This window comes from Reticulibacter mediterranei, assembly GCF_016587455.1.
Map to the genome: position 1 here is coordinate 6,557,758 of NZ_BNJK01000001.1, position 20,364 is coordinate 6,578,121.

The window sequence follows — 20,364 nt, forward strand, 5'->3', positions numbered from 1 at the left end:
CTCAAAGAAGGCAAGGTCAGACTCTCTTGACTTTTTAATTACACTCAGATATAGTCCTTTAACAAGAGCGCCGGGAGACTGTTGCAAGGAGCTGAGCATGAGCATGCTTGTTCAGAAGCTTGAGAAAGGAGCAATGTGTCGATGAGACTTCTCAAAGCGAGAGCAGGGCGTGAGGCGGTCAAAGGTAGCATCACGGTGTGGCGACCATGGCAGCTCAAACAGCTCGAACTTTTCCAGGGTGTTGCCGTCTCCACTCCCTCTCACCAGTGTTTGACTCAGGAGTACCTGATTGTCTGCGGGCAGTCAGGGGCAATAGACTTCCAATATCGAGATACTCGTCTCAGTGGCCGGGCCGTCGATGGAACGCTCTCTGTAATAGAGCCAGGAGAAATCTGGACCAGCCAGACCAAAGACGTCACCTACCATCATCTTTTTATTGATCCGGCCTGGCTACAACAGTTCGTCACTGAGATGCTACACTGGGAGAAGGGCTTGCCCCATTTTCCCAGTCATCCCCTTTTTGATCCGTCTTTGAGTCGGGCCTTGCGTGACCTGGCTGTCAGGTCGCAGGCTCCGGCTTCTCGCCTCCAACAGGAGGAGGCGCTGTTGTCCCTGTTTGCTCCGTTGCTGCGTGTGCATGCCAAAGACGCTGGAGCGCTTCCTCGGTTAGGTCGGGAGCACTCAGCCGTCAAGCGCACGAAGGACTATCTGCAAGCGCACTACGCCGAGGAGGTGGCATTGCAAGAGCTGGCTGCGGAGGTGAAATTGAGTCCCTTTCATCTCGCCCATATCTTCCGCCAGACGGTTGGCCTGCCTCCCCATGCCTATCAGATTCGGTTGCGCCTGGCACGCGCCAGGACATTACTGGCGCAGGGGTACGATATAGGCTATGTGGCCAGTGAAACCGGCTTTTTTGATCAATCACATTTCACCCAGCAGTTTAAGCACCACTACATGATGACACCGGCAAACTACCGCAAAGCCGCAAGATTTTCCTAGTCAGCCTGTAAGAAACTCACTAAAATAGAAACAGATGAGGATAGGATTACTCTGAGGAAAATTAACGGGATGCGGATCGTTGGCATGGCTGTGTGATTCGACTGTTAAGTTCAAGCAGGAACAGATTGGGCGTATGAACGAGAACTCGGTAGGAACCAATTGATCATGTCCATGAGTCCACCCAACAAGCTGACGACAAGCATGATCAATCGGCCCTTGCAGGGGATTGATTATTTCTCAGGAAGAGCTTCCAGGAATTCAATGAGCGCTGCATTTACCTCTGTAGGGCGCTCTTGCTGCGTCCAATGGCCGCAGCCTGGTAGCAACAATACCTCTTTGAGATTGGGAACGAAGGCTTGCATGTTAGCTATCAATTCTCGACTGCCCGGAAGGTCGATTGCCACGTCCCGCTCTCCAGCAATAAAAAGAGCAGGTGAGAGGACTGGAACACCTGTCCATGCTGCCATCAGCTCCCAGCTCTTGTCGATAGTACGGAACCAATTGAGTGCTCCAGCGAAGCCCGTTCGCTCAAATTCGCCAGTATAGTGATCAAGATCCTGTTCAGTTAACCACGAAGGTAAAGTTTTGGGAGCTTGCACGAGATTCGGAAGTCCTCCTACTTGTGCCACCACTGGCTGTGCCGTATTGCCTTCGGCAAGGGCATCGCCTGATAGCGAGAAGAAAGTGCTGCGGATGCTGGTGCGGACATCACGTTCTAGTTCTACTTCAGCTTTGCCAGGCTGTTGGAAGCGGACCATGTAGAAGTCCTCGCCTAGCGTTGAGCGCATGGCAGTAAGCATACTCACCGGACCGCGCGGAGCATAAGGAATGCTCAATGAAACTACTCCTCGGACCCTGTCGGGTCGTAGCAGGGCAAGGTCCCAGGCGGTGAAGGCTCCACAGTCGTGTCCTACCACGACGGTTTGCTGTTCCCCAAGTGCGTCGAGCAGGCCAACGATATCACCGGTGAGGTGCAGTTGCGTATATTGCTCGATCTGGGAAGGACGGTCCGTCTGTCCATAGCCGCGCTGGTCAGGAGCGACAACGTGATAGCCTGCCTGGGCCAGAGCCGTTAACTGATGACGCCAGGCGTACCAGGATTCGGGGAAGCCGTGTAGAAGCAGAACGAGCGGCCCTTCTCCTGCTTCTGCTATATGTATACGAATGCCGTTGGTCTCAATGAAGCGATGGGTAACGGTTGTCATCTTTTTCATTTTCCTTCTTGAGTCTTCTTCATGTATGGTTGAAAAATGAGGTTCCTCTGCTCCTTTGCGATTGCTTACGAAAGCTGAAATACTGTCTGCTTTGACGTAGTCCTAGAATACCCTACTTGTTACGGACGAGCTAGGAAATTCTTGCGATTTCAGGCAACTTGCACACTCGTTTTTGTTCGATGGAGCTGCCGAAGGATCATCCAACAGGATTTTCTTATTTCTACAGCCCTATTTGAAGCAAATGCATTTGATAAAGCTATAGCATGTTCCCTCAAAAAGGCAAGGTCAGAGACAAAACCCTTCTCTCTTGACTTGTTAATCACTCTCGGGTATAGTTTTATTAAATTGAATTGCTTCAAATAGGATTGGAGGAAAATGAAAATGCAGACGATGGAACAACCAGCGCCATCGGTTCTCAAGCTGCTGGCACATGATCTGCGGTGGAGTTTACTCCAACGGCTTACGCAGAGTGATTATCGTGTGGCTGAACTCGTCGCGCAGGTGAAGCAGCCACTCAATCTGGTGTCCTACCACTTACGTCAGCTCCGTCAGGCGGGTCTCGTTCATGAACGACGCAGCACTGCTGATGAGCGCTCATTTTACTATAGCCTGGACCTGCAACGCTTGCACATGCTCTACCTGGAAGCATCGTCGAGCCTCCATCCGAGCCTTGGAGAAGCAATCCCTCCAGAGAGCCGCACGCAATGGCACTTTGATGGTCCCCCACCACGCCTCCTGTTTCTCTGTACGAGCAACAGCGCCCGCTCTCAGATGGCTGAGGCGCTGGTGGGGCACTTGAGCCAGGGACAGGTTCAGGCATCCAGTGCCGGGAGTCATCCTGGCCCAGTTGTTCATCCGTTGGCGATCGGCGCACTTGCCCGATGGGGTATCCAGATGAGCCAGTCTGTGCCCAAATCTCTGGAGGTGTTTAGGGGGCAGCCATTTGATCGTGTGATCACGCTCTGTGATCGGGTGCGTGAGCGGTGTCCCACCTGGTCAGACTCTTCGCTGAGTCATTGGAGCTTGCCTGATCCTAATAAGGCAGAAGGATCGGAAGCGGAGCGTCAACAGGTCTTTGAGCAGGTGGCTAGCCAGTTGGACGTGCGCATTCGGTTGCTGCTCACCTTGCTGGAGCAAGAGCGCCGGGAGACTGTCTCGGGACAGAAGGCCGTCAGCTAAGCTTCTTTCAACCCCGCTGCGGGCTGGAGACGAGAAGAGCTGATGGCGAGCAGGACAAGTAGGACCGCAACCTCGTCAAACCGGGGGAGAGGTTCTTGTCGGACCCATCGAAGGAGTATGTTTTTTGAAGGAAAGGAAAAAGATATGGCACGCATTCGCTATATGATTAAGGATGTCGATCAAGCAATTGACTTCTACACGCGCCATTTGGGATTTACCCTGGAACACAACGCGAGTCCGGCGATGGCCCTGGTAGCACGAGGAGATCTCCATCTCCTGCTCAGCGGCCCACAAAGCTCTGGTGCGCGCCCTCTACCTGACGGACAGCACCCTTCCCCTGGTGGCTGGAATCGCGTGGTCATTGATGTGGAGGATCTACCAGCCATGATGGAGACGCTCAAACAGGCAGGAGTGCCCTTCCGTCGAGATGGCATTGTCAGAGGGCCAGGAGGCCAGCAAATCTGGATTGAAGATCCCTCAGGCAACCTCATTGAACTGTTTGAGCCAGCGGGATTCCTACCTCGCCCCTAACGACCTGCTGGCTCGGAAAGATCCGATGGCTTTGCTCGATTACCAGAGGGCATCATGAATCTCATGATGCCCTCGAAATTTCTTCAATCGCATGAGATTACGACGATGATTTTTTTGAGCCTCGCTTGCGTTTGGCCTCTAGCAGCTGTTCGGCAACAGAAACATCTGACTTTGTCTCGGTTGCCGTTGATGTAGCGACAGGCGTGGCTGGTGGCGTTTCTCTGGTTTCTTTAACCGAGGACGTGCCAGTGCGCGGTGGCTCTTTGCTTACCTGTCTCATCTGGCGCAAAGCCTCTCCGCGCCTGGCTTTGCGTTGTGTGCGCAGAGTACCAAGCGACGTGCCAAGAGCGCCTTCCGTCAGTTGTCCGGCAGAGGTAGCAATGGTTTTGGCCGCTGGATTGAGCAGACCCATGAGCCAGCGATAACCTAGCGTCAGGAACTCTAGATTGGAGAGTCGTCGCGTGGCGATGTCGATAGGCAAGAGCAGGGCCGCCAATGCCAGCAACAGGAAGGTAATCGGAAGCGCGGCTGTTACTGGCATGAGGTTTTGACTGAAAGCCGCCGCTATATCGTTGGGATTGAGCAGCGAGCCGCCGCCAGCTTGAGCCAGTCGCTTGAGGAATTGTGTGTCTGTACCGACCGTCTTAAATTCGGGCGAGTATGGCACGATCATGCCGGTTGTGGCCTGAAGTTGTCCGGACCCTTTTTGATCTTTCCATGTCACCTGGATGAGATAGGCTCCCGGCTGAGGAACCGGAAAATCACCTTCCCAGCGCTGAGGTGCGGTTGGTTGCAGGTTCACCGTCTGGTTCGAGGCACCTGGATTGTCGAGATAGTTAGGCGGGACAATACGTGCCTGAACCTGCTGTTTGTTTCCGGCATTTGCCGCCGTGTTTGCAGGCAGATCGACGGTCAGATGCCCCCTGCCGTTGATGACTTTGCTATTAATGTTGAGCGCGCTATCGGGCGACGGGAGCGTCCAGGTGACGAGATTTGCCCACCAGTGCGCATCCTCCTTCCATTGGAGCCAGTGGCCCGTCCAGAGACCCAGCGCATCACTCGTCCAGGCCACGACTCGTCCCAGGCCATATTGCCAGACCGCCAGCACCGGATCGTCGCGATGGCTCACCAGGACCATCTGTGCATTCGGCTTGGGTGTCGTTGCCACATAACCGTTGAGATCGGGCAGAGTGTTCAGGCCGGTCAGAACGGGGTGTTGTGTCACGACTGCCGGGACAAACGACTCGTTGATGACAGTGCGCCGTGCTGCTCGCTCGGTCTCTTTGAGCAACACCTGGGGAATGCTGCTGGGATCGTCGGCACGATAGAAGCGGCCCCGTCCCCAGTTGGCGATATTAATCATGGTGTTCAATTCATCGACGCTGGCCGCATTGGTTTCGACCGTTGAAACCGTGATATTCTCCTTCGCCATCTTCATCACCTGGGGCGCGTAATTGTCGAAGGCGTCACCGTCACCAAGCAGAATAACATGTTTGATCTTGGCATTGGTGTGGAGCAAGACCTGTTCCGCATTGCTCAGATCCGGGTTATAACTGCCCGGATCGTCCGGGTTCATCGAATCAATCTGCTTATCAATCGATGCCTTATCCTTCACGTATTGCATCGGGATCGTCAGGCTGCCATATGCTGAAGAGATGCCCACCTGATCGCGTGGTGTCAGCAAATTGACAACACCTTTGGCCGCCTCTTTGGAGATATTGACGGTGATATCGCTTTCCAGGCTCTCGACGATCAACACGACGGCGATGCTCGGCGTATCCTTATGCTGTGGAACATCCATGCTGACCGGCAGCGTTTGTTCGAGCGGCGTGTTGGTGTAGCCGCCCAGACTATAGCTGTTCTCACCTCCGCTGACCACCAAGCCGCGCCCAAGATCGCGCACATAGGCTTGTAGCGTTGCCATGCGGGTGTTGCCGAGCGCGAGAGCAGGAACATCGGCCAGAATGACGGCGCTATAGGGGGCGAGTCCGTCGAGCGTGGTAGGAACGTCGTTGGGCGTGCCAACAGTTACATCGATCTTTGTCGCTTTGAGAGCAGCGATGATATTCTGCCCGCTGCCCGGTTTGCCCTCAACGACCAGCACGCGGGGCGGTCCCTGTACGTTGACATAAGTTGCGGCCTCGTTATTCTGTGCGATAGTATCGGCTCCGGCTTCCAGCGTCACGCGATATGTATGGAAGCCGGGCGGAGGCGCGAGCAGGTTGATGCTGACCTCCTGCTCCCCAACGGCGAGCGTGACTTTTTGTTGTGAGATGAGCTTCTGATCGAGATAGACGCGCAACGTTGAGGTCTGGGCGACGTTGGTATAGAGCTTGACGTGCAGGACAAAGCGCTCGTTTGTCCGCACCTCTGTTGGCGCGCTGATATCGTTGATCCGGGCTTCAACGTTTTTTGCGGCTGGCAACGGCACTATGTCGAGACGGATACCCTGCTGCTGCAATAGTTGTGCCTCCTGCATGGCATCTTCCAGGTTTTGCTGTCCATCGGTGAGCAGCACTACGTGGCGCATACTATCCGATGGCATGATCGCCGAGGCCAGGCGCAATCCAGCAGCGAGATCGGTATAGTTGGTATCAGGGGTTGATTCAAAATGCGAGAAGTCTACATGCGATTGGACCGATTGCTCAACCAGGGCATTGCTACCGGTAGCAATGATACCTACCTGATCGTCGGGCCGCTTATGTTGGATGGCCGAGTTGATCCACTGCTCGATAAACGTGCGCTGTCCTGCTGTGCTGGAGGAGATATCGCCAACGAAGATGGTCGTCTGTCGCGAGATTGGTTGTGACCAGGAAGCGCCTGCCAGTGCTGCAATGACCAGCGTAAAGAGCGCCAGACGGCAGGCAAGAATAAGACGGCGTTGAGGCGCGGAAAATGGCAGCGACATGCGCCTCCAGGTGAGATATACCAGCGCGCCGACCGGGAGTAGCAGCAAAAGTAAGAATGGTTGCTCAAATGTTAACACGCTTTTCCTCCTTCGCTGAGCGCCTCTTCAGTTTGCTTCTGGTCCGCTTCGTCGCTTTTACCACCCGCTTCCTTGTTTCCTTATATTGCGCTTGTAATTGATCCTGCCACTGAGTCAGCAACGAGTTTTTCTTAGATGTTGATACGCGGACAGTGCCGAGCGATCTGCGCTGTTCTGTACTCTGTGTCGTCCTGGCCTGATAGCTGCGGCTGAAGAGCCACCATTCAAAGCACAGCACAAGTAGCAGGAAGGCGGCGATCCAGGGCCAGATTTCGCGCAACTGGTGCGATACGCCGTTGCCGTTGTCGGTAAAGGTTGTGCTATTGACCACTGGCAGGCTGCTGGCCGGGGCCAACCGCGATTGCTCGGGATTAAAGAGGTTGACGACAAATGCTCCCTGAAGATCCTGACCTCGCACCCGCTGCGTTACTTGATAGATGCCAATCTGATCGGTGGAAGCGAAGGGAGCAACAGGAAATGGTGGTCCTACCGTTGTTGCCCGTTGATCCGGGCCTGTAATGGTGATATGATTAGCACCGGGCCAGGTCTGTACGGTTACCAGGGAGCCAGCAGATTCCTGGCCGTTTCCTGGCACTGGAGCCGGGAGGAACCAGTTCGTCATATTGCGTATCAGGATTGGGAATGCCGGTTGCAGCGGCAGATCACTATTGTGTAGGTCAAAGCTCAATACGGCGATGCGCTGGTTGTTGTTTTCCCCGGCTAGCAGCAGCGGCGTTTGTGGCGTCTGAATAACTGGTTGCAGCCACGAGGTCGCAGTCAACTGATGGCTGGCCCGCAGCACATGAATACTGCTCAGATCAACATCGGTCAGTAGATTATGCGCATCCTGGCCCGAACTGATATGATTGACACCAATCTCCTGCCCCGACTGACCAAAGAGATACTTGCCCTGTGGAGGATTGACGAACAGGATATTTCCCGGCGGCAGAACTGGCGGCACGTACCCATCAAAGATCGTCAGGTCGTATGTGCCGAGATTCGCATAATGATCTGGGGTGATCTCCGAAAGATTGACGTTTGCCTGTCGCACAAAAGCAACCTCAAGGAAACGATTGCCTTTCGTGACGAGCAAGACGCGGCCCCGCATTGATCCGCCCACAATGGCCCAGGCTTCATGATCGGCAGAGAGCGCATCCTGCGTGACGAGCCGGGCATGGAGAAAGCGTGTATTGGAGGCCAGTGGCCCCCACTGCACAGTTCCGCGCTCATCGGGGCCGAGCGTAATGGTTTGTACGCTAACGAGGTGGCTATCGGCGTAAAGCTCGATCGGTATCGCGCGCTGCTGACGGCTATAGTTCGCGACCTGGGCAAAAGCAATCAGCTTGCCTTGAAGCGGGCGCGAATCGAAGGCCAGAATCGCCGTGTTGGGCGCATCGGTGCCGATGGGCAGATAACGCACAGGAACCGGAAGCGTGATCTTCTGATCGGCGTTTGTCACGTGTCCGTCGCCGACCACGAGAATTTGTGCATGAGCATGTCCCTGAGCCAGCGAGAGGGCCAGGGAGAGTGCCTGCGTCAGATCGGCATCCTGATTCGTGACCTGAGCGCGATGCAGCGCATTGGTCAGCTGGCCCTTATCCTGAGCCTCCGCGATCAGAACTCGCGGCGTGAGCGCCATTGTGATGAGCGAAAGACGGTCATTGGGGCCGAGATCACTGATGAAGTTGGCAATGTTATTTTTCGCGGCCTCAAAGCGATTGGGAGCGACATCGGTAGCCTGCATGCTGGCCGAAGCCTGGAGAATAACGATGGTATCGCCGCTTACAGGGCTATTAGAGAAGATGGCTGGACGCGTCAGAACCAGGACGATCACGATGGCCGCGATGAGTTGGAGTAGCAACAGTGGTGTCAGGCGCAGGCGTTGCCAGGGACGGCTCGCCTGGAGTTCCTGCATCGCTTGTTGCCAGAGCAAGGTACTACCGATCACGCGTTCCTGCCGTTTTGGTCGCATGAAATAGAAGAGCAGTATGATAGGAATAATCAAACCAAAGGCGAGAGCCGCTGGAACAAGGAGATTCATCCTGCCCGTCCTATCTATTTGACCAGAGTTACCTGGCGTAATACTCGTTGAACCACATCAATAATCTGGGTATCGCTCGGTATGAGCGCGTAGGTTGCCATATTTGCGTGAGCAAAAGCTGTCAGTTCTTCGGTAAAGGCGGCGAGGCGCTCATGATATGCCTGCAATACGGCTGATGAGGCGCTCACCTCAACCTGAGCGCCGCCCTCGCTGTCTCGAAGTTGCCACTCCCCTTGCAGGTCAGGATCTATCTCATCGGGCGAAAGGATCTGAAGCAGTGCAACCTCCTGACGCAACTGGCGAACGGAGCGCACTCCCACTTGATAGCCGCCTGTTGCCAGAAAGTCCGAAATGATAATGGTCAGTCCCGGACCGCTCAGGACGCGCCCAAGATCGTAGAGCGCTTTGTTCAGATCGGTTTTGCCTGAGCGTGGCAGGCGTGTCAAAAATTCTCCCACGTTCCAGACCGCGCTCTTGCCGCTCCCTGCGCGACGATGGGCTGTGAGACGATCCGTGAGCGCACCAACAGTCACGTTATCTTCGCACTTTAAGGCGACGTAGGCCAGGGCAGCGGCCAGTTGAATCGCGAGATCCGACTTGGCCGGTGTACCTTCGTACATAGAATTGGAGCAATCTATCAAGATGGTAACGGTGATATTCTCTTCTGCCTCGAAGACGCGTAAAAAGAGGCGTTCCAGGCGCGCATAAGCTCGCCAGTCGATGCGGCGGAAATCGTCTCCGGGCGCGTAACGCCGATAATCCGCAAATTCCATCGAGGTGCCAGCCAGCGGGGAGCGGCGGCGTCCTGGCCGCCCGGTCGCCATTGAGCGACGAGTGAGCAGCGCGAGATTGTCCAGACGTTGCAAGATGCTGGCATCCAGTGGAAAGCGCGTGGTTCCGGCATCATCGGCCATCGAGTTCAGCTCCTATCCGTTGTTGTATCTTATATAATAAATCTCGTTATTGGCGCATCCAGCCAATGGACCGTAAATCTCTCGACGTGTATGGTAGGAGCGAGGCTTGTCCTCGCCCGAGGTACACAACACGCGTAATAGGGACACGGGCGAGGACAAGCCTCGCTCCTACCATACACGACAGGTTATTCTTCTTCTGCCTCTACTTCCTCGATAATTGTTGTGATCAGCTCCTCCGAGGTGATGCCATCGGCCAACCCATCGAAATTGAGAACGAGGCGATGTCGCAGTGCCGGGAATGCCACCGCATGCAGATCCTCAACAGCAACATTGTAGCGTCCTTCCAGCAGGGCGCGCACCTTCGCCGTCATTATCAGGGCTTGCAATCCGCGTGGGCTGGCACCATAGCGAACGTATTTGCGTACTTTTTCTGGCGCGTCCTCCTGGTCTGGATGCGTGGCAAGCAGGAGGCGTACAGCATACTCTTTGATATGCGTGGCAACTGGCACTGCTCGTACAATATTCGTCAGGCGTAATAACTGATCGCCTGATGCTACAGAATTCGCGCGTAGGGTTTGTGTGCCGACTGTGTTGTCGATGATGCGCATGAGATCGACCGCTTTAGGGAAGTTGACCATGATTTTGAGCAGGAAGCGGTCAAGCTGGGCCTCCGGGAGCGTGTATGTGCCTTCCATTTCGAGAGGGTTCTGTGTTGCCAGCACAAAGAACGGTGTGGGTAGAGGGCGCGTTCTGTCGCCAACGCTCACTGTTCGTTCCTGCATGCCCTCAAGCAGGGCCGATTGTGTTTTAGGTGTGGCCCGGTTGATCTCGTCAGCAAGCACGATATTGGCGAAAATCGGGCCGGGATGGAAGCTGAAGACGCGCCGACTGCCGCCGCTATTGGCATCGGTCTGTTCGGTAACAATTGTGGTGCCAACGATATCGGCTGGCATCAGGTCGGGAGTGAACTGGATGCGCGTAAATGTTAGTGTCAGCGCGTCGGCCAGTGTGCGTACAAGTAAGGTTTTGCCCAACCCGGGAACGCCTTCGAGCAGCACGTGTCCACCCGCAAGCAGTGCAAGCAACAGTTCACGGATCACGCGTTCCTGACCGACGACGATCTCGCTGAGTTCCTGTTCCAGCTTTTGAGTGACCTCCATGAACTCTGCAATATCGGCCTCGTCGGGTTCTGTGATCTGAGCAGTGCTGGCAGAGGCACGTCCGTTTTGCGATGCTGTTGTATCTTCTACCGGAGCCTCGTGAGTTTCTACTCCGTAAGCATCTTCGTTTTTGTTCGCCATGTTCGCTTATTGTCCTTCTAATGAATTAAAGTAATCGTGAACAAGATCTTTTGTATCGGGAGATACATCGCTGTTATCGATAGCATCGTGTGCCTGCTGGCCGTATTGTTGAATGACCTGAGAGTAGGGAACGGAGCTACCGGACTGCGAGACGCTGCTATTGTTGTTGTCGGTGCTTTGCGTGCTGGCCCCGTTGCCGGTCTGTCCTGGTACGAAAACACTGTCCGTCTTGCCCTTATTCGTACCAGCGCCATTGTTCCCGCCAGTGCCACCAGTCCCCTGTCCCTGTTTCCCCTGTCCCTGTCCGCCCTGCTGATTTTGCTGTCCTTGCTGACCCTGTTGACCTTGTTGCCCTTGCTGACCTTGCTGTCCTTGACCCTGCTGACCCTGTTGGGCCTGCCCTTGTTGCCCTTGCTGACCTTGTTGAGATTGGCCTTGCTGTCCTTGCTGGCCCTGCTGGCCTTGTTGCCCTTGCTGTCCTTGCTGAGTTTGCCCCTGTTGACCCTGCTGACCTTGTTGGGCCTGGCTCGTGTTCGTCGAATCGGTTGCAGAGGCGAGAGAGTTAGCTACCTGCTGCAAATTCTGTTCGGTTTGAGTGATCGAAGCATCTTTCGTCTGGTCGGAGGCGTTTTGTGAGGCCGTTGACTGCAACGATTTGATGGCATCGTTGATCTCATTCTGATTGCCATCGGCAATAGATTTCGCCAGTTGATGCAGATCGGCGCTCAAATTGGGATCTTGCCCTGCCTGATTCGCGGCGGCTTCGATCTGTTGAGCAAGCTGCTGGCGCTGTTCAGGTGTCATCTTGTTGATCTGGTCGGCCAGATTTTTGAGTGCCTCGGCAAGCGCTTTGGCATCACCATTGGACAGTGCCTTGCCAATGGCGCTTGCGCTCGAATTAGAACTATTTTGCAGTGTGGAGCCTGCGGCAGCGCTGGCCTGTGCCTGGTTAGCCGTTTGTGGGTTGCGCAACTGATCTAGCTTTGCCTGTGCTTCGGCCAATGCCTGCTGCGCCTCATTCTGATTTTGGGCCTGTTGAAGCTTTGATTCTAGCTGTTGCAGGATCTTGTCAAGCTCTTTTTGTTGGGCTGGCGAGAGACCTTGCTGGTTCTTCAATTCCTGGCGCGTCTTTTCAATCGTGGCAACCTGTTTGGCAACCTGAGCTTGAAATGCTGCCTGCTGACGTAGCACGGCGGTCATCGGATTGGGTAAGACCAGCAATAACGTCAGAGCTACCGCAATAACTACGAAAGTGATGAGGGTTGCACGCGAGAGGCGAAGAGGAAGTGCTGAGGCCGGGGTATGCTGCTCAAGCTGCTTCAGTGCATCGCGGCGTTGCAGCCGGGCCAGTGCCGAGGACTCTTCGCGCAGTTCCCAGGCCGTTCCAACGCGATTGTGCAGTGTAAGGCGTTTATCTATAACGCGCGCAGCCCTACTGAGAGATGGGCGGGACCAGATCGCGGCAATCAGCCCGATCAGCGTGCAGGCAACAATGCAGCCGATAGCCCAGTAGAGAGCAGTTGCCCAGGGAAAGAGGCGAGACAGGACGAGGACCAGGCAGGCCAGCAATAAGCCAGTGAGAAATCCTCTGATCGTCCAGCGAAAGGTTTGCTGGAACGAGAGCCTGTTGCGCCAGGGATGTAGTGCCTCGATGAGTTGTTCGGCGTCGGGAGCTTCTCTAGTTAATGCGGCTATGCGCGATGGCGTCAGTGTTGCCATAAAAATCGGCCTTTCTCTCCAGGAGCACGCACTAAACTTTACCTATTGAGTATCTTTATGCCTTCTATTGTACAATTACTTATCTAGCATACACTATAAAGCACGATTATGCGGTCGCAGTCGCCTCTTTTGGCTCCGGGTCTTTGCGCGTGTGAGATCGCAGGCGTCCCATAGGGTTCGGCTTTACTGTCCACGTGCTGAGAATGATCAGGATTCCAGTAATGAGCAGGCTAAGAACTGTATAAGCCAGCCAGGGTGCTATTCTGATCTTACCAATTGTATAGGTTGCCAATCCTCCAGCTCCGGGGTAAGTGCTGATAAGAGCTGTGACCGGGTTCCAGACAAAGAGCAGCGAGGTCTGGCTATTGGTCGGCATCGGCTGGCTTCCAGCAGCGGCAAGCAGGAAAGCGGAGATGAAGCCAGACGAGGCAAGGAGAATAAACGAGATAAGCAGCGGCAACACGACCCAGAGGACGACCGCCATATAAGAGACGGCAGTGGAGACCGCCGGGCGGCTCAGGAGCGTTGAGCAGAACAGACTCGCTGTGCCAACAACGATGGTTGTGACAACATAGACGAGCAGGGCCGCGAGAATTTGAGCCGGTGTGATGCCACCAAAGAAGAAGACCAGACTGAACAGTGGAGCGGAGGCCGCAATCAGTAGAATGGCGTTCACCAGTCCCGCAATGAGCTTGCCAGAGATCAACGAGAAGGAAGAGAGGCGCGAACAGAGCAGCATATCGAAGGTCTGGCGCTCCTTCTCACCGTTGACGGCTGTTGCGGTGAAGGCTGGCGTGATGTACATAATCAGGAAAAGCTGTACCATCGAGAGCAGATAGTACAGGTTCACGCCCGTTTCGCTCAAGCCATTGTTATTGTTGTAGCCGTTGTAGCCTCCGAAATGGGAGATATAAAACCAACCCAGGAGGCCCATCAGGAGAATATAGATAATAATCACCCAGATGGTACGTTCGCGACGCAGGCGCAAGCGTAGTTCTTTGGTAAGAAGAGCTAAAAACGTCATGAGATAGTGCTTCCTTCTGTAATACTCATGAAAACGTCTTCCAGTCGTCCGCCGCTGCTCCGAGGAGCGAAGGAGACGACTGGAAGACCCTTCGTAATCAACTCTGCCAGAATGCGGCTCATAGCGGCATCATCGCCGGAGAATTCTGCCTGCAACAATGTTGTCCCTTCATCATTGCTTACCTCGCTGATTTCCGCCATATCTTTTAATAGCTGCATGGCTTCGGAGACGCGTTCCTGCTCTAACAGGCGAATTTCCAACTGACGACTTCCACCCAGGCGGTGTGTGACTGTATCAACTCCGCCGGCGAGTACCAGGCGTCCCCCTTGCATAATCGCCACATCGCTACACATTTCCGCCATTTCTAATAAAATATGCGAACTGATAACGATGGTTTTCTTCATATCTTGCAGGGTACGCAGGAGTTCGCGCAGTTCGACGCGAGCGCGCGGATCAAGCCCCGACGCAGGCTCGTCCAGCAACAGCACCTCTGGGTCGTGAACTAGCGCACGCGCCAGACAGAGACGTTGCTTCATGCCGCGCGAGAGCGTCTCAACCATTTCATCGCGTTTAGAACTCAGATCGACCAGTTCGAGCAGATCAGAGATCACACGTTTATGTTTATTGCGTGGGATACCGTGAATACCTGCGTAGAATTCGAGGTATTCGGTGGCGGTGAGATCAGGATAGACCCCGAAGAAATCGGGCATATAGCCGACTTTGCGCTGAATCACCGAGGGCGATCTCGTCACTTCCTCATTCTCAAACCAGACCTGTCCTGTCGTGGGAGAGATGAGCGCCGCCAGAATGCGCAACAAGGTCGTCTTGCCTGCTCCATTGGGACCAATCAGGCCGTAGATCGTGCCGCGCGGGATATCAAGGCTAAAGTCGTTGAGTGCGTTGACTGTACGATAGCGCTTGGAGATATTTTGTATTTTAATAACCGTATCGGTAGCTTCCATAAAGCAGCGATCTCTCCCTCATCTGGTATTCGAGGCACCTACTAATTGTAACGATGGTTTGCCAAAAATGGCTGTGGCCTGAGTGCTGTCGGTATTGGCGAGTCGTAGTAAGACCCGACCTCCTGGACCAATATAGGATTGAGAGGGGGTCGCCGGGAACGTAAATGAGCTAAAGGCGTAGGCATCCCAGTTGCGCGTTTGCCAGTTGTAGAGATAGGGATGAAGATGATTGGCATCGATAGAACCCTGCTGGCCCACTGTATTGCCTACCTGCGGCAGACTGGACGCGGTAGAGATCTGCAATGTCCCAATGTGCGGATTATTGATCACTGGCAACGTAAATTCAAAAGTCATATTGCCGCTGGAAAGTGCATACACACCTGGGTAGAGCGTCTGCACACCCGTACCCTGGGTCTGCACATCAACGAGCTGGCTGTTGATGGACGCGGGCGGGAGATTGACGCTGCCCGAAAGGGTCACGTCGAGCGGAGCCTGGAAGAACGTCTCCTGGCTCTTTGAGGTATAGGTATCGTTAATAGTCACAACATTCGTCGTATCGCTAGATGGATTATCAGCCCAACCAATTAACGTTGCGCTTGCATCGGGCAACATCAGGGGGTCGCCGCCATTGATGAGTTGATTGTAGGCAGAGCTGCTATAGTTGCCGTTGCTAACCATCACGCCATTAGATGCCACCACGCCATATTGCATGCAGAAGCCGCTGCCTCCGCTGCAATCGTAGCCAGCTTCACCGCTCAACGCGCTGAGCATTGCCATATGGCGCTGTTGCTCTGTTTGGGGTTGATTGCCATTGCTGATGGGCGTATAAGGTACTGCGAGATGTTTGCTGGCTGCGATCTGATCGGCGAACGAGGCCGTTTGCCCACCAACAATCTTTGGCAATTGTAAATGAATCTCTTTCGTGGTGCCGCTTTTGAACTGGCCGAGCGAGACGTAGCGCCCATACGTGAGGAGATAAGCATCGCTGAAATCGCGGTGCAGCGTATTGGTAACGGTTCCGCTCAAAAGGTCATCTTGCAGGCTCAGGCGGGAGAGAATGCCTCCCGTTTCTGTATGATTGCTTCTGGAAATCAGGGTGCGCAGGGTCCAGATATTGACGCCCTGCAAGGTCGCATCTGTCCCGCTCTGAGTCGTGGTAATCGTCGTTGGCTGAGAGGTCAGACCGTTTGGAGAACGAGACTGCTGATCGTTGGCGGGCTGCACAAGCCCATCGTTGGAGAGGTGAACGCGAAAATCGCCCTGGTTGGGAACAAAGACACCGACGTAGGTAGTGGTGTGGGCCATTGATTCGGTTGCGCTGGGACGATCAAGCTGCACGACCGAGATGTTGCTGCTGAGAATCGAGGTGCCTTTCTGTTGTAAGGCCAGGCCATAGCTCAGCAGTGAAAAGACCAGAATCGTGCTGACCACAATACGCCAGCTCCAATCGCGGCTTTTGAGGCGACGCACGATCAGGAGCCGAATCGGGCCGAGAACCAGGATGTAGCCAAGCAGCAAGATCAGGATGAACTGAGTGGCGAGAAAGCTTGTCGGGAAGAGCGATTGTAGCACCGCTCCTAAACCGTTGGTATTGCTCGATAGTACGCTCTTGCTCACAGTCGGGGTGGTCGAACTCGCACTACTGATGAGCATCTGATCTCCCAGATTGCGTAACAGCAACGCTCTCCACAACGACGATGCCTGCGACCAGCTCACAACTGGCTCCAACGAAGGATCGAAAGCGAGATAATCGATCTGCCCCAGACCGAGCTGTGACTGAACGATCAGCGGTGTACCGTTAGAAGAAAGTAGCACGGAACCGCCGGCGGCTGGTGTGGCGACGCTCACGTTCACGGGAGCCTGAATGTTCGTTGATGCCGATTTCGTGCCGGGGTCGGCCGGACCGATAAACGGCAGCAGTGAGGTGCCTGAAGGAATTGTGGTTGTTTGTGTGACAGTGGCAGGAAGCAGGCTGGCAGGAAGCGGCTTGAGCGTATTCATCCACTCGGGGCCGCCAACAACGATCAGGCTTCCACCCTGATGAACCCAGTTTTGCAGTGTGGCGAGCTGGCTCTTGTTCAGGTTGCTGGTGGTGAAGTTATCCAGGATGAGCAGGTCAAAGTTGTTCAATGCTTCAGCAACGGTTGGAAATGTAGAGGCGTTGAGATTCTGTGTAAAGACCGATGAACTCGGGTTGGGAAGCGAGAGGGCATTGAGTGCAGTAAAGCCTGTTGTTGGTTGATCGGAGAGGATACCAACAAAGATATCCCCAGGTCCAAGCGCATGGATCGGGCTGGCCTGACTGTTCACTTTATGGCCATTTGTATCTAGAAGATCAATCGTCACATTCTGCGTGATACCTTGTGTACCATAATAGAACGGCACATAGAGCGTAACCTGTTTCTGAGCGCCGGAAGGCAAGCTAACCATTGCCCGATACGTGGAGAGGACTCCTGAATTGCCCGCGCCAGCGAAGGGAAGAGGCGTATTGACCGAGACGAAACCATTGAAATCGGGGCCATCATTGCGCAGTGCGACGCGAATCGGTATCCAGTTACCATCGCGATAACGCGTGTCAAATCCCGCTGTTGCGCGGAAAGAGGGGCCATTGGCGGTTGGCAGGCTGCTGGAAATGGTATGTGCGGAAGCCGTGTGCGGGAGAAACACCATGACAAAAAGCAGTACAAAGAGACTGCAAACGGACCTTCTTATCGTAACACCGGGTCGAAACCGGCGAGTGCAATCCTGCATATGCATAAGCCTCTCTATCATACAATGTAGTTTTGGGTAGGGAAACGCTCTACAGGGTAGTTGCTGTCTTGTCCAGTAGTATCATAACATGTTTTAAAAAATATGGAAAATGTAGCCAAAAGTTGGCTTTGATCCATTCGCTGCGTAAAACTCCTGCATTCTGTATGAGGATATAAGCGGCGTTATTAGAAAGCAGAAATGAAAATTAGAAGGGCGCAACAATTGTGATCACAACAGCGACCAGGCAGGTAAGCAGGGTGCAGAGCAGGGCCAGTACGTCAAAGCGCTGCATACGCAGGACGCGACGCTTGCTGCGACGCCATCCCGGATGACTGCCATAACAACGCGCCTCCATTGCGACCGTGAGCGATTGTGCCCGTTTAAAGCCGCTAACAAACAGAGGAATGAGCAAGGGAGCGATTTTGCGGACGCGCTGGAAGATATTACCTTGATTGAAATTGACGCCCCGAGCTGTTTGCGCCTTGAACAGTCGCTCAATCTCCGTCACAAAGATCGGTACAAACTTGAGCGCAATCACCAGCACCATAATAAAAGGATTGACGGGGAGGCCGATCTTTTGCAACGGGCTTAATAACGCCTCCAGCCCATCAGTAAGATCAACGAGCGAGGTTGTGAACATCAGCATGGAGACGAGATAATACAGAAAGAAGACGCGTATCATAGTGATGGTACTATTGAGTAGTGCTTCACGTGAAATGCTCAAAAACTGCCAGTGCCAGAGAATGGTCAGATGTGCATTAGGAGCGTAGTAGAAAAGTACCTGGATGATATAGATGAAGGCAAGGAAAGGGAGGAAGGTCTTAAACATACGCAGGACATAAGCAACGGAGAGGCGCGACAGGTATTGGAGGACGGCGCAGAAGATCAGGCTGATGGCAAAGGCGAAGAAGGAGCGCACAGATGAGACCAGGGCGATGAGCAGGACGGCACAGAGCAGCTTCGTGCGCGGGTCCATTCGAGTGAGCGCCGAGCCGTTGTTGATATATTGACCAAAGGTAATAGTACGCGATAGCTCGATCATTGGTCGTTTATCTCCCCATTTTCATCTGTGTACTATGTTTCAGGATCTCCTCTTCCAACTCATCCAATGTTACGACATCGGTGCGGATAGCAGGCAGGAGGTCACGTAGGGCCAGCGCAATCTGTGTTGTTTCGGGCAAGGCGATATCAAGCTTCGTTAATTCGTCGGCGCGCGCCAGGATTTCTCGCGGTGTCCCCGAAAAGACCAGATGCCCCTGATCGAGTATATGGATTTGATCAGCAAGCGTAATCACATCTTCCAGGCTGCTTGAGACATAGATAATCGTGAAATGATGTTGCTCTTTAAAGCGAGCAATGAGATCCAGCAACTCTCGGCGACCGCGTGGATCGAGTCCGGCGGTTGGCTCGTCAAAGATAATGACGTTGGGCTGAAGAGCCAGCACGCCAGCAATTGCCACCCTGCGCTTCTGGCCACCACTCAGCGCATAGGTATAACGAGTGCGAAAATCCTCGTAGGGTAGCCCAACTGCTTCCAGCGATTCCTGGACCAGACGGCGCGACTCGGCCAGAGGAACATTTTTGCGGCGTGGGCCAAATGAGACATCCTTGCCTACCGTCTCCTCAAAAATTTGCGCTTCCGGCGATTGAAAGACGGTGCCAACAGTGGAGCGGAGCCGCTCAATAGCAAACGCGGGGGCTGCAACATCATCGCCTTGAAAAAAGAAGGTTCCGAGCGCTGGCTTGATCAGGCCGGAGAGAAGATCGACCACTGTAGACTTGCCAGAGCGCGTGGGACCAACCAGTGCCACCGTTTGATCCGCTGGAATCGAGAGGGTGAGATCGCGTAAGGCTTGCGTGGCAAAAGGTGTGTCGCGCAAGTAGGTATGCGATACATTTTTTAGATCGAAGAGCATAGACCTGCCTTCAACTGTTCAATAGAGAGGACGACCTCTGGTAAACTGGACCAGCCTTGGGCCCGTAAACGCTGCCCCAGATGCGTAACCAGTGGCACATCCAGGCCCACCGCTTGCAGCTCTTCAACTCTGGCGAAGATCGTTGAAGGCGAGCCATCCATCAAGACATGCCCCTCGTTCATGACGATAATTCTTTGAAAAGAAGAGATTTCATGCATAAAGTGAGTGATGTGGATCACGGTAATGCCGCGTTCCCGATTCAGGCGATGTAGCGTTGCCAGGAGATGTTGTGCGGCCTGACCAGGGATCATCGTTGTTGGCTCGTCCAGGATCAGATAACGTGGGCGCATTGCCAGGACGCCAGCGATCGCGACCCGTTGCTTTTGTCCCACCGAAAGTTCGCTGATGGGCATCTGCGCGTACGGTTCTAAATCGAGGAGCGCCATCGCTTCCTGGATGCGCTCTTCGATCTCAATGCGTGGCAGTCCGAGATTCTCCGGGCCAAAGGCGATATCGTCAATAACTGTATTCGCGACCAGTTGATCGTCGGGATTTTGAAAGACGATCCCGACCCGTTGACGAATATTCCAGAGATCCTCGCCGCGTGCGGTGGTACGCAGGCCATCCACCAGAAGCGTGCCTCTATTGGGCGGCAGGATGGCGGCGAGCAGTTTGAGCAGCGTACTCTTGCCGGAGCCGTTTTGTCCAATAATCGCCACCATCTCGCCCGCATTGATATGCAGCGTCACATCCTGTAATGCGAGCGGTGCCTCGTGATCTTCTTGCGCGCCATAACGGAACGAAACATTGTCTACTTCTAACATAAT

15 protein-coding genes are annotated in these 20,364 nt (G+C 54.2%); 3 read left to right on the top strand and 12 right to left on the bottom strand.

The window, feature by feature from the left end; translation table 11 throughout:
• The first annotated feature begins 141 nt into the window (after positions 1-141).
• Positions 142-999: a helix-turn-helix domain-containing protein gene (locus K3T83_RS28440; RefSeq protein WP_220206297.1), complete on the top strand. Its 858-nt coding sequence runs from the start codon at positions 142-144 to the stop codon at positions 997-999.
• A gap of 230 nt (positions 1,000-1,229) precedes the next feature.
• Here the strand turns inward: K3T83_RS28440 and K3T83_RS28445 are convergent, their stop codons facing one another.
• Positions 1,230-2,204 carry an alpha/beta fold hydrolase gene (locus K3T83_RS28445; protein ID WP_220206298.1) on the bottom strand — a complete coding sequence of 325 codons (975 nt, stop codon included), beginning with the start codon at positions 2,202-2,204 and terminating at the stop codon, positions 1,230-1,232.
• A 390-nt stretch (positions 2,205-2,594) separates the two neighbouring features.
• Here K3T83_RS28445 and K3T83_RS28450 point away from each other — a divergent pair, with 390 nt between their 5' ends.
• On the top strand, positions 2,595-3,392 hold the full coding sequence (locus tag K3T83_RS28450) for an arsenate reductase/protein-tyrosine-phosphatase family protein (protein ID WP_220206299.1): 798 nt from the start codon (positions 2,595-2,597) through the stop codon (positions 3,390-3,392).
• Positions 3,393-3,536: 144 nt separating this feature from the next.
• Positions 3,537-3,923, top strand: coding sequence for a VOC family protein (locus K3T83_RS28455; protein WP_220206300.1), 387 nt, complete (start codon positions 3,537-3,539; stop codon positions 3,921-3,923).
• Between the two features lie 97 nt (positions 3,924-4,020).
• Here K3T83_RS28455 and K3T83_RS28460 read toward each other — a convergent pair whose 3' ends face one another.
• The 11 genes from K3T83_RS28460 to K3T83_RS28510 form a co-directional block, all read right to left on the bottom strand.
• Positions 4,021-6,909: a glutamine amidotransferase gene (locus K3T83_RS28460; protein ID WP_220206301.1), complete on the bottom strand. Its 2,889-nt coding sequence runs from the start codon at positions 6,907-6,909 to the stop codon at positions 4,021-4,023.
• Positions 6,896-8,950, bottom strand: a complete 2,055-nt coding sequence (locus K3T83_RS28465; RefSeq protein ID WP_220206302.1) for a vWA domain-containing protein — start codon at positions 8,948-8,950, stop codon at positions 6,896-6,898. The genes K3T83_RS28460 and K3T83_RS28465 overlap by 14 nt, the downstream gene beginning before the upstream one ends.
• Before the next feature lie 14 nt (positions 8,951-8,964).
• Positions 8,965-9,864 carry a DUF58 domain-containing protein gene (locus K3T83_RS28470; RefSeq protein WP_220206303.1) on the bottom strand — a complete coding sequence of 300 codons (900 nt, stop codon included), beginning with the start codon at positions 9,862-9,864 and terminating at the stop codon, positions 8,965-8,967.
• Positions 9,865-10,049: 185 nt separating this feature from the next.
• On the bottom strand, positions 10,050-11,024 hold the full coding sequence (locus K3T83_RS28475) for an AAA family ATPase (RefSeq protein ID WP_373324619.1): 975 nt from the start codon (positions 11,022-11,024) through the stop codon (positions 10,050-10,052).
• Between the two features lie 147 nt (positions 11,025-11,171).
• Positions 11,172-12,884, bottom strand: coding sequence for a DUF8809 domain-containing protein (locus tag K3T83_RS28480; RefSeq protein ID WP_220206305.1), 1,713 nt, complete (start codon positions 12,882-12,884; stop codon positions 11,172-11,174).
• 106 nt (positions 12,885-12,990) lie between these two features.
• Positions 12,991-13,908, bottom strand: coding sequence for an ABC transporter permease (locus K3T83_RS28485; protein WP_220206306.1), 918 nt, complete (start codon positions 13,906-13,908; stop codon positions 12,991-12,993).
• Positions 13,905-14,870: an ABC transporter ATP-binding protein gene (locus tag K3T83_RS28490; protein WP_220206307.1), complete on the bottom strand. Its 966-nt coding sequence runs from the start codon at positions 14,868-14,870 to the stop codon at positions 13,905-13,907. The genes K3T83_RS28485 and K3T83_RS28490 overlap by 4 nt, the downstream gene beginning before the upstream one ends.
• Before the next feature lie 18 nt (positions 14,871-14,888).
• Positions 14,889-17,621 carry a DUF8815 domain-containing protein gene (locus K3T83_RS28495; protein ID WP_220206308.1) on the bottom strand — a complete coding sequence of 911 codons (2,733 nt, stop codon included), beginning with the start codon at positions 17,619-17,621 and terminating at the stop codon, positions 14,889-14,891.
• Positions 17,622-17,826: 205 nt separating this feature from the next.
• Complete coding sequence (locus K3T83_RS28500; protein ID WP_220206309.1) at positions 17,827-18,663, bottom strand: energy-coupling factor transporter transmembrane component T family protein; 837 nt, start codon at positions 18,661-18,663, stop codon at positions 17,827-17,829.
• Positions 18,664-18,670: 7 nt separating this feature from the next.
• Entirely contained in the window at positions 18,671-19,537 is an 867-nt protein-coding gene (locus K3T83_RS28505) for an ATP-binding cassette domain-containing protein (protein WP_220206310.1), read from the bottom strand.
• Positions 19,522-20,361 (bottom strand): energy-coupling factor transporter ATPase, encoded by an 840-nt coding sequence (locus tag K3T83_RS28510; RefSeq protein ID WP_220206311.1) that lies wholly within the window; start codon positions 20,359-20,361, stop codon positions 19,522-19,524. The genes K3T83_RS28505 and K3T83_RS28510 overlap by 16 nt, the downstream gene beginning before the upstream one ends.
• Positions 20,362-20,364: the final 3 nt, after the last annotated feature.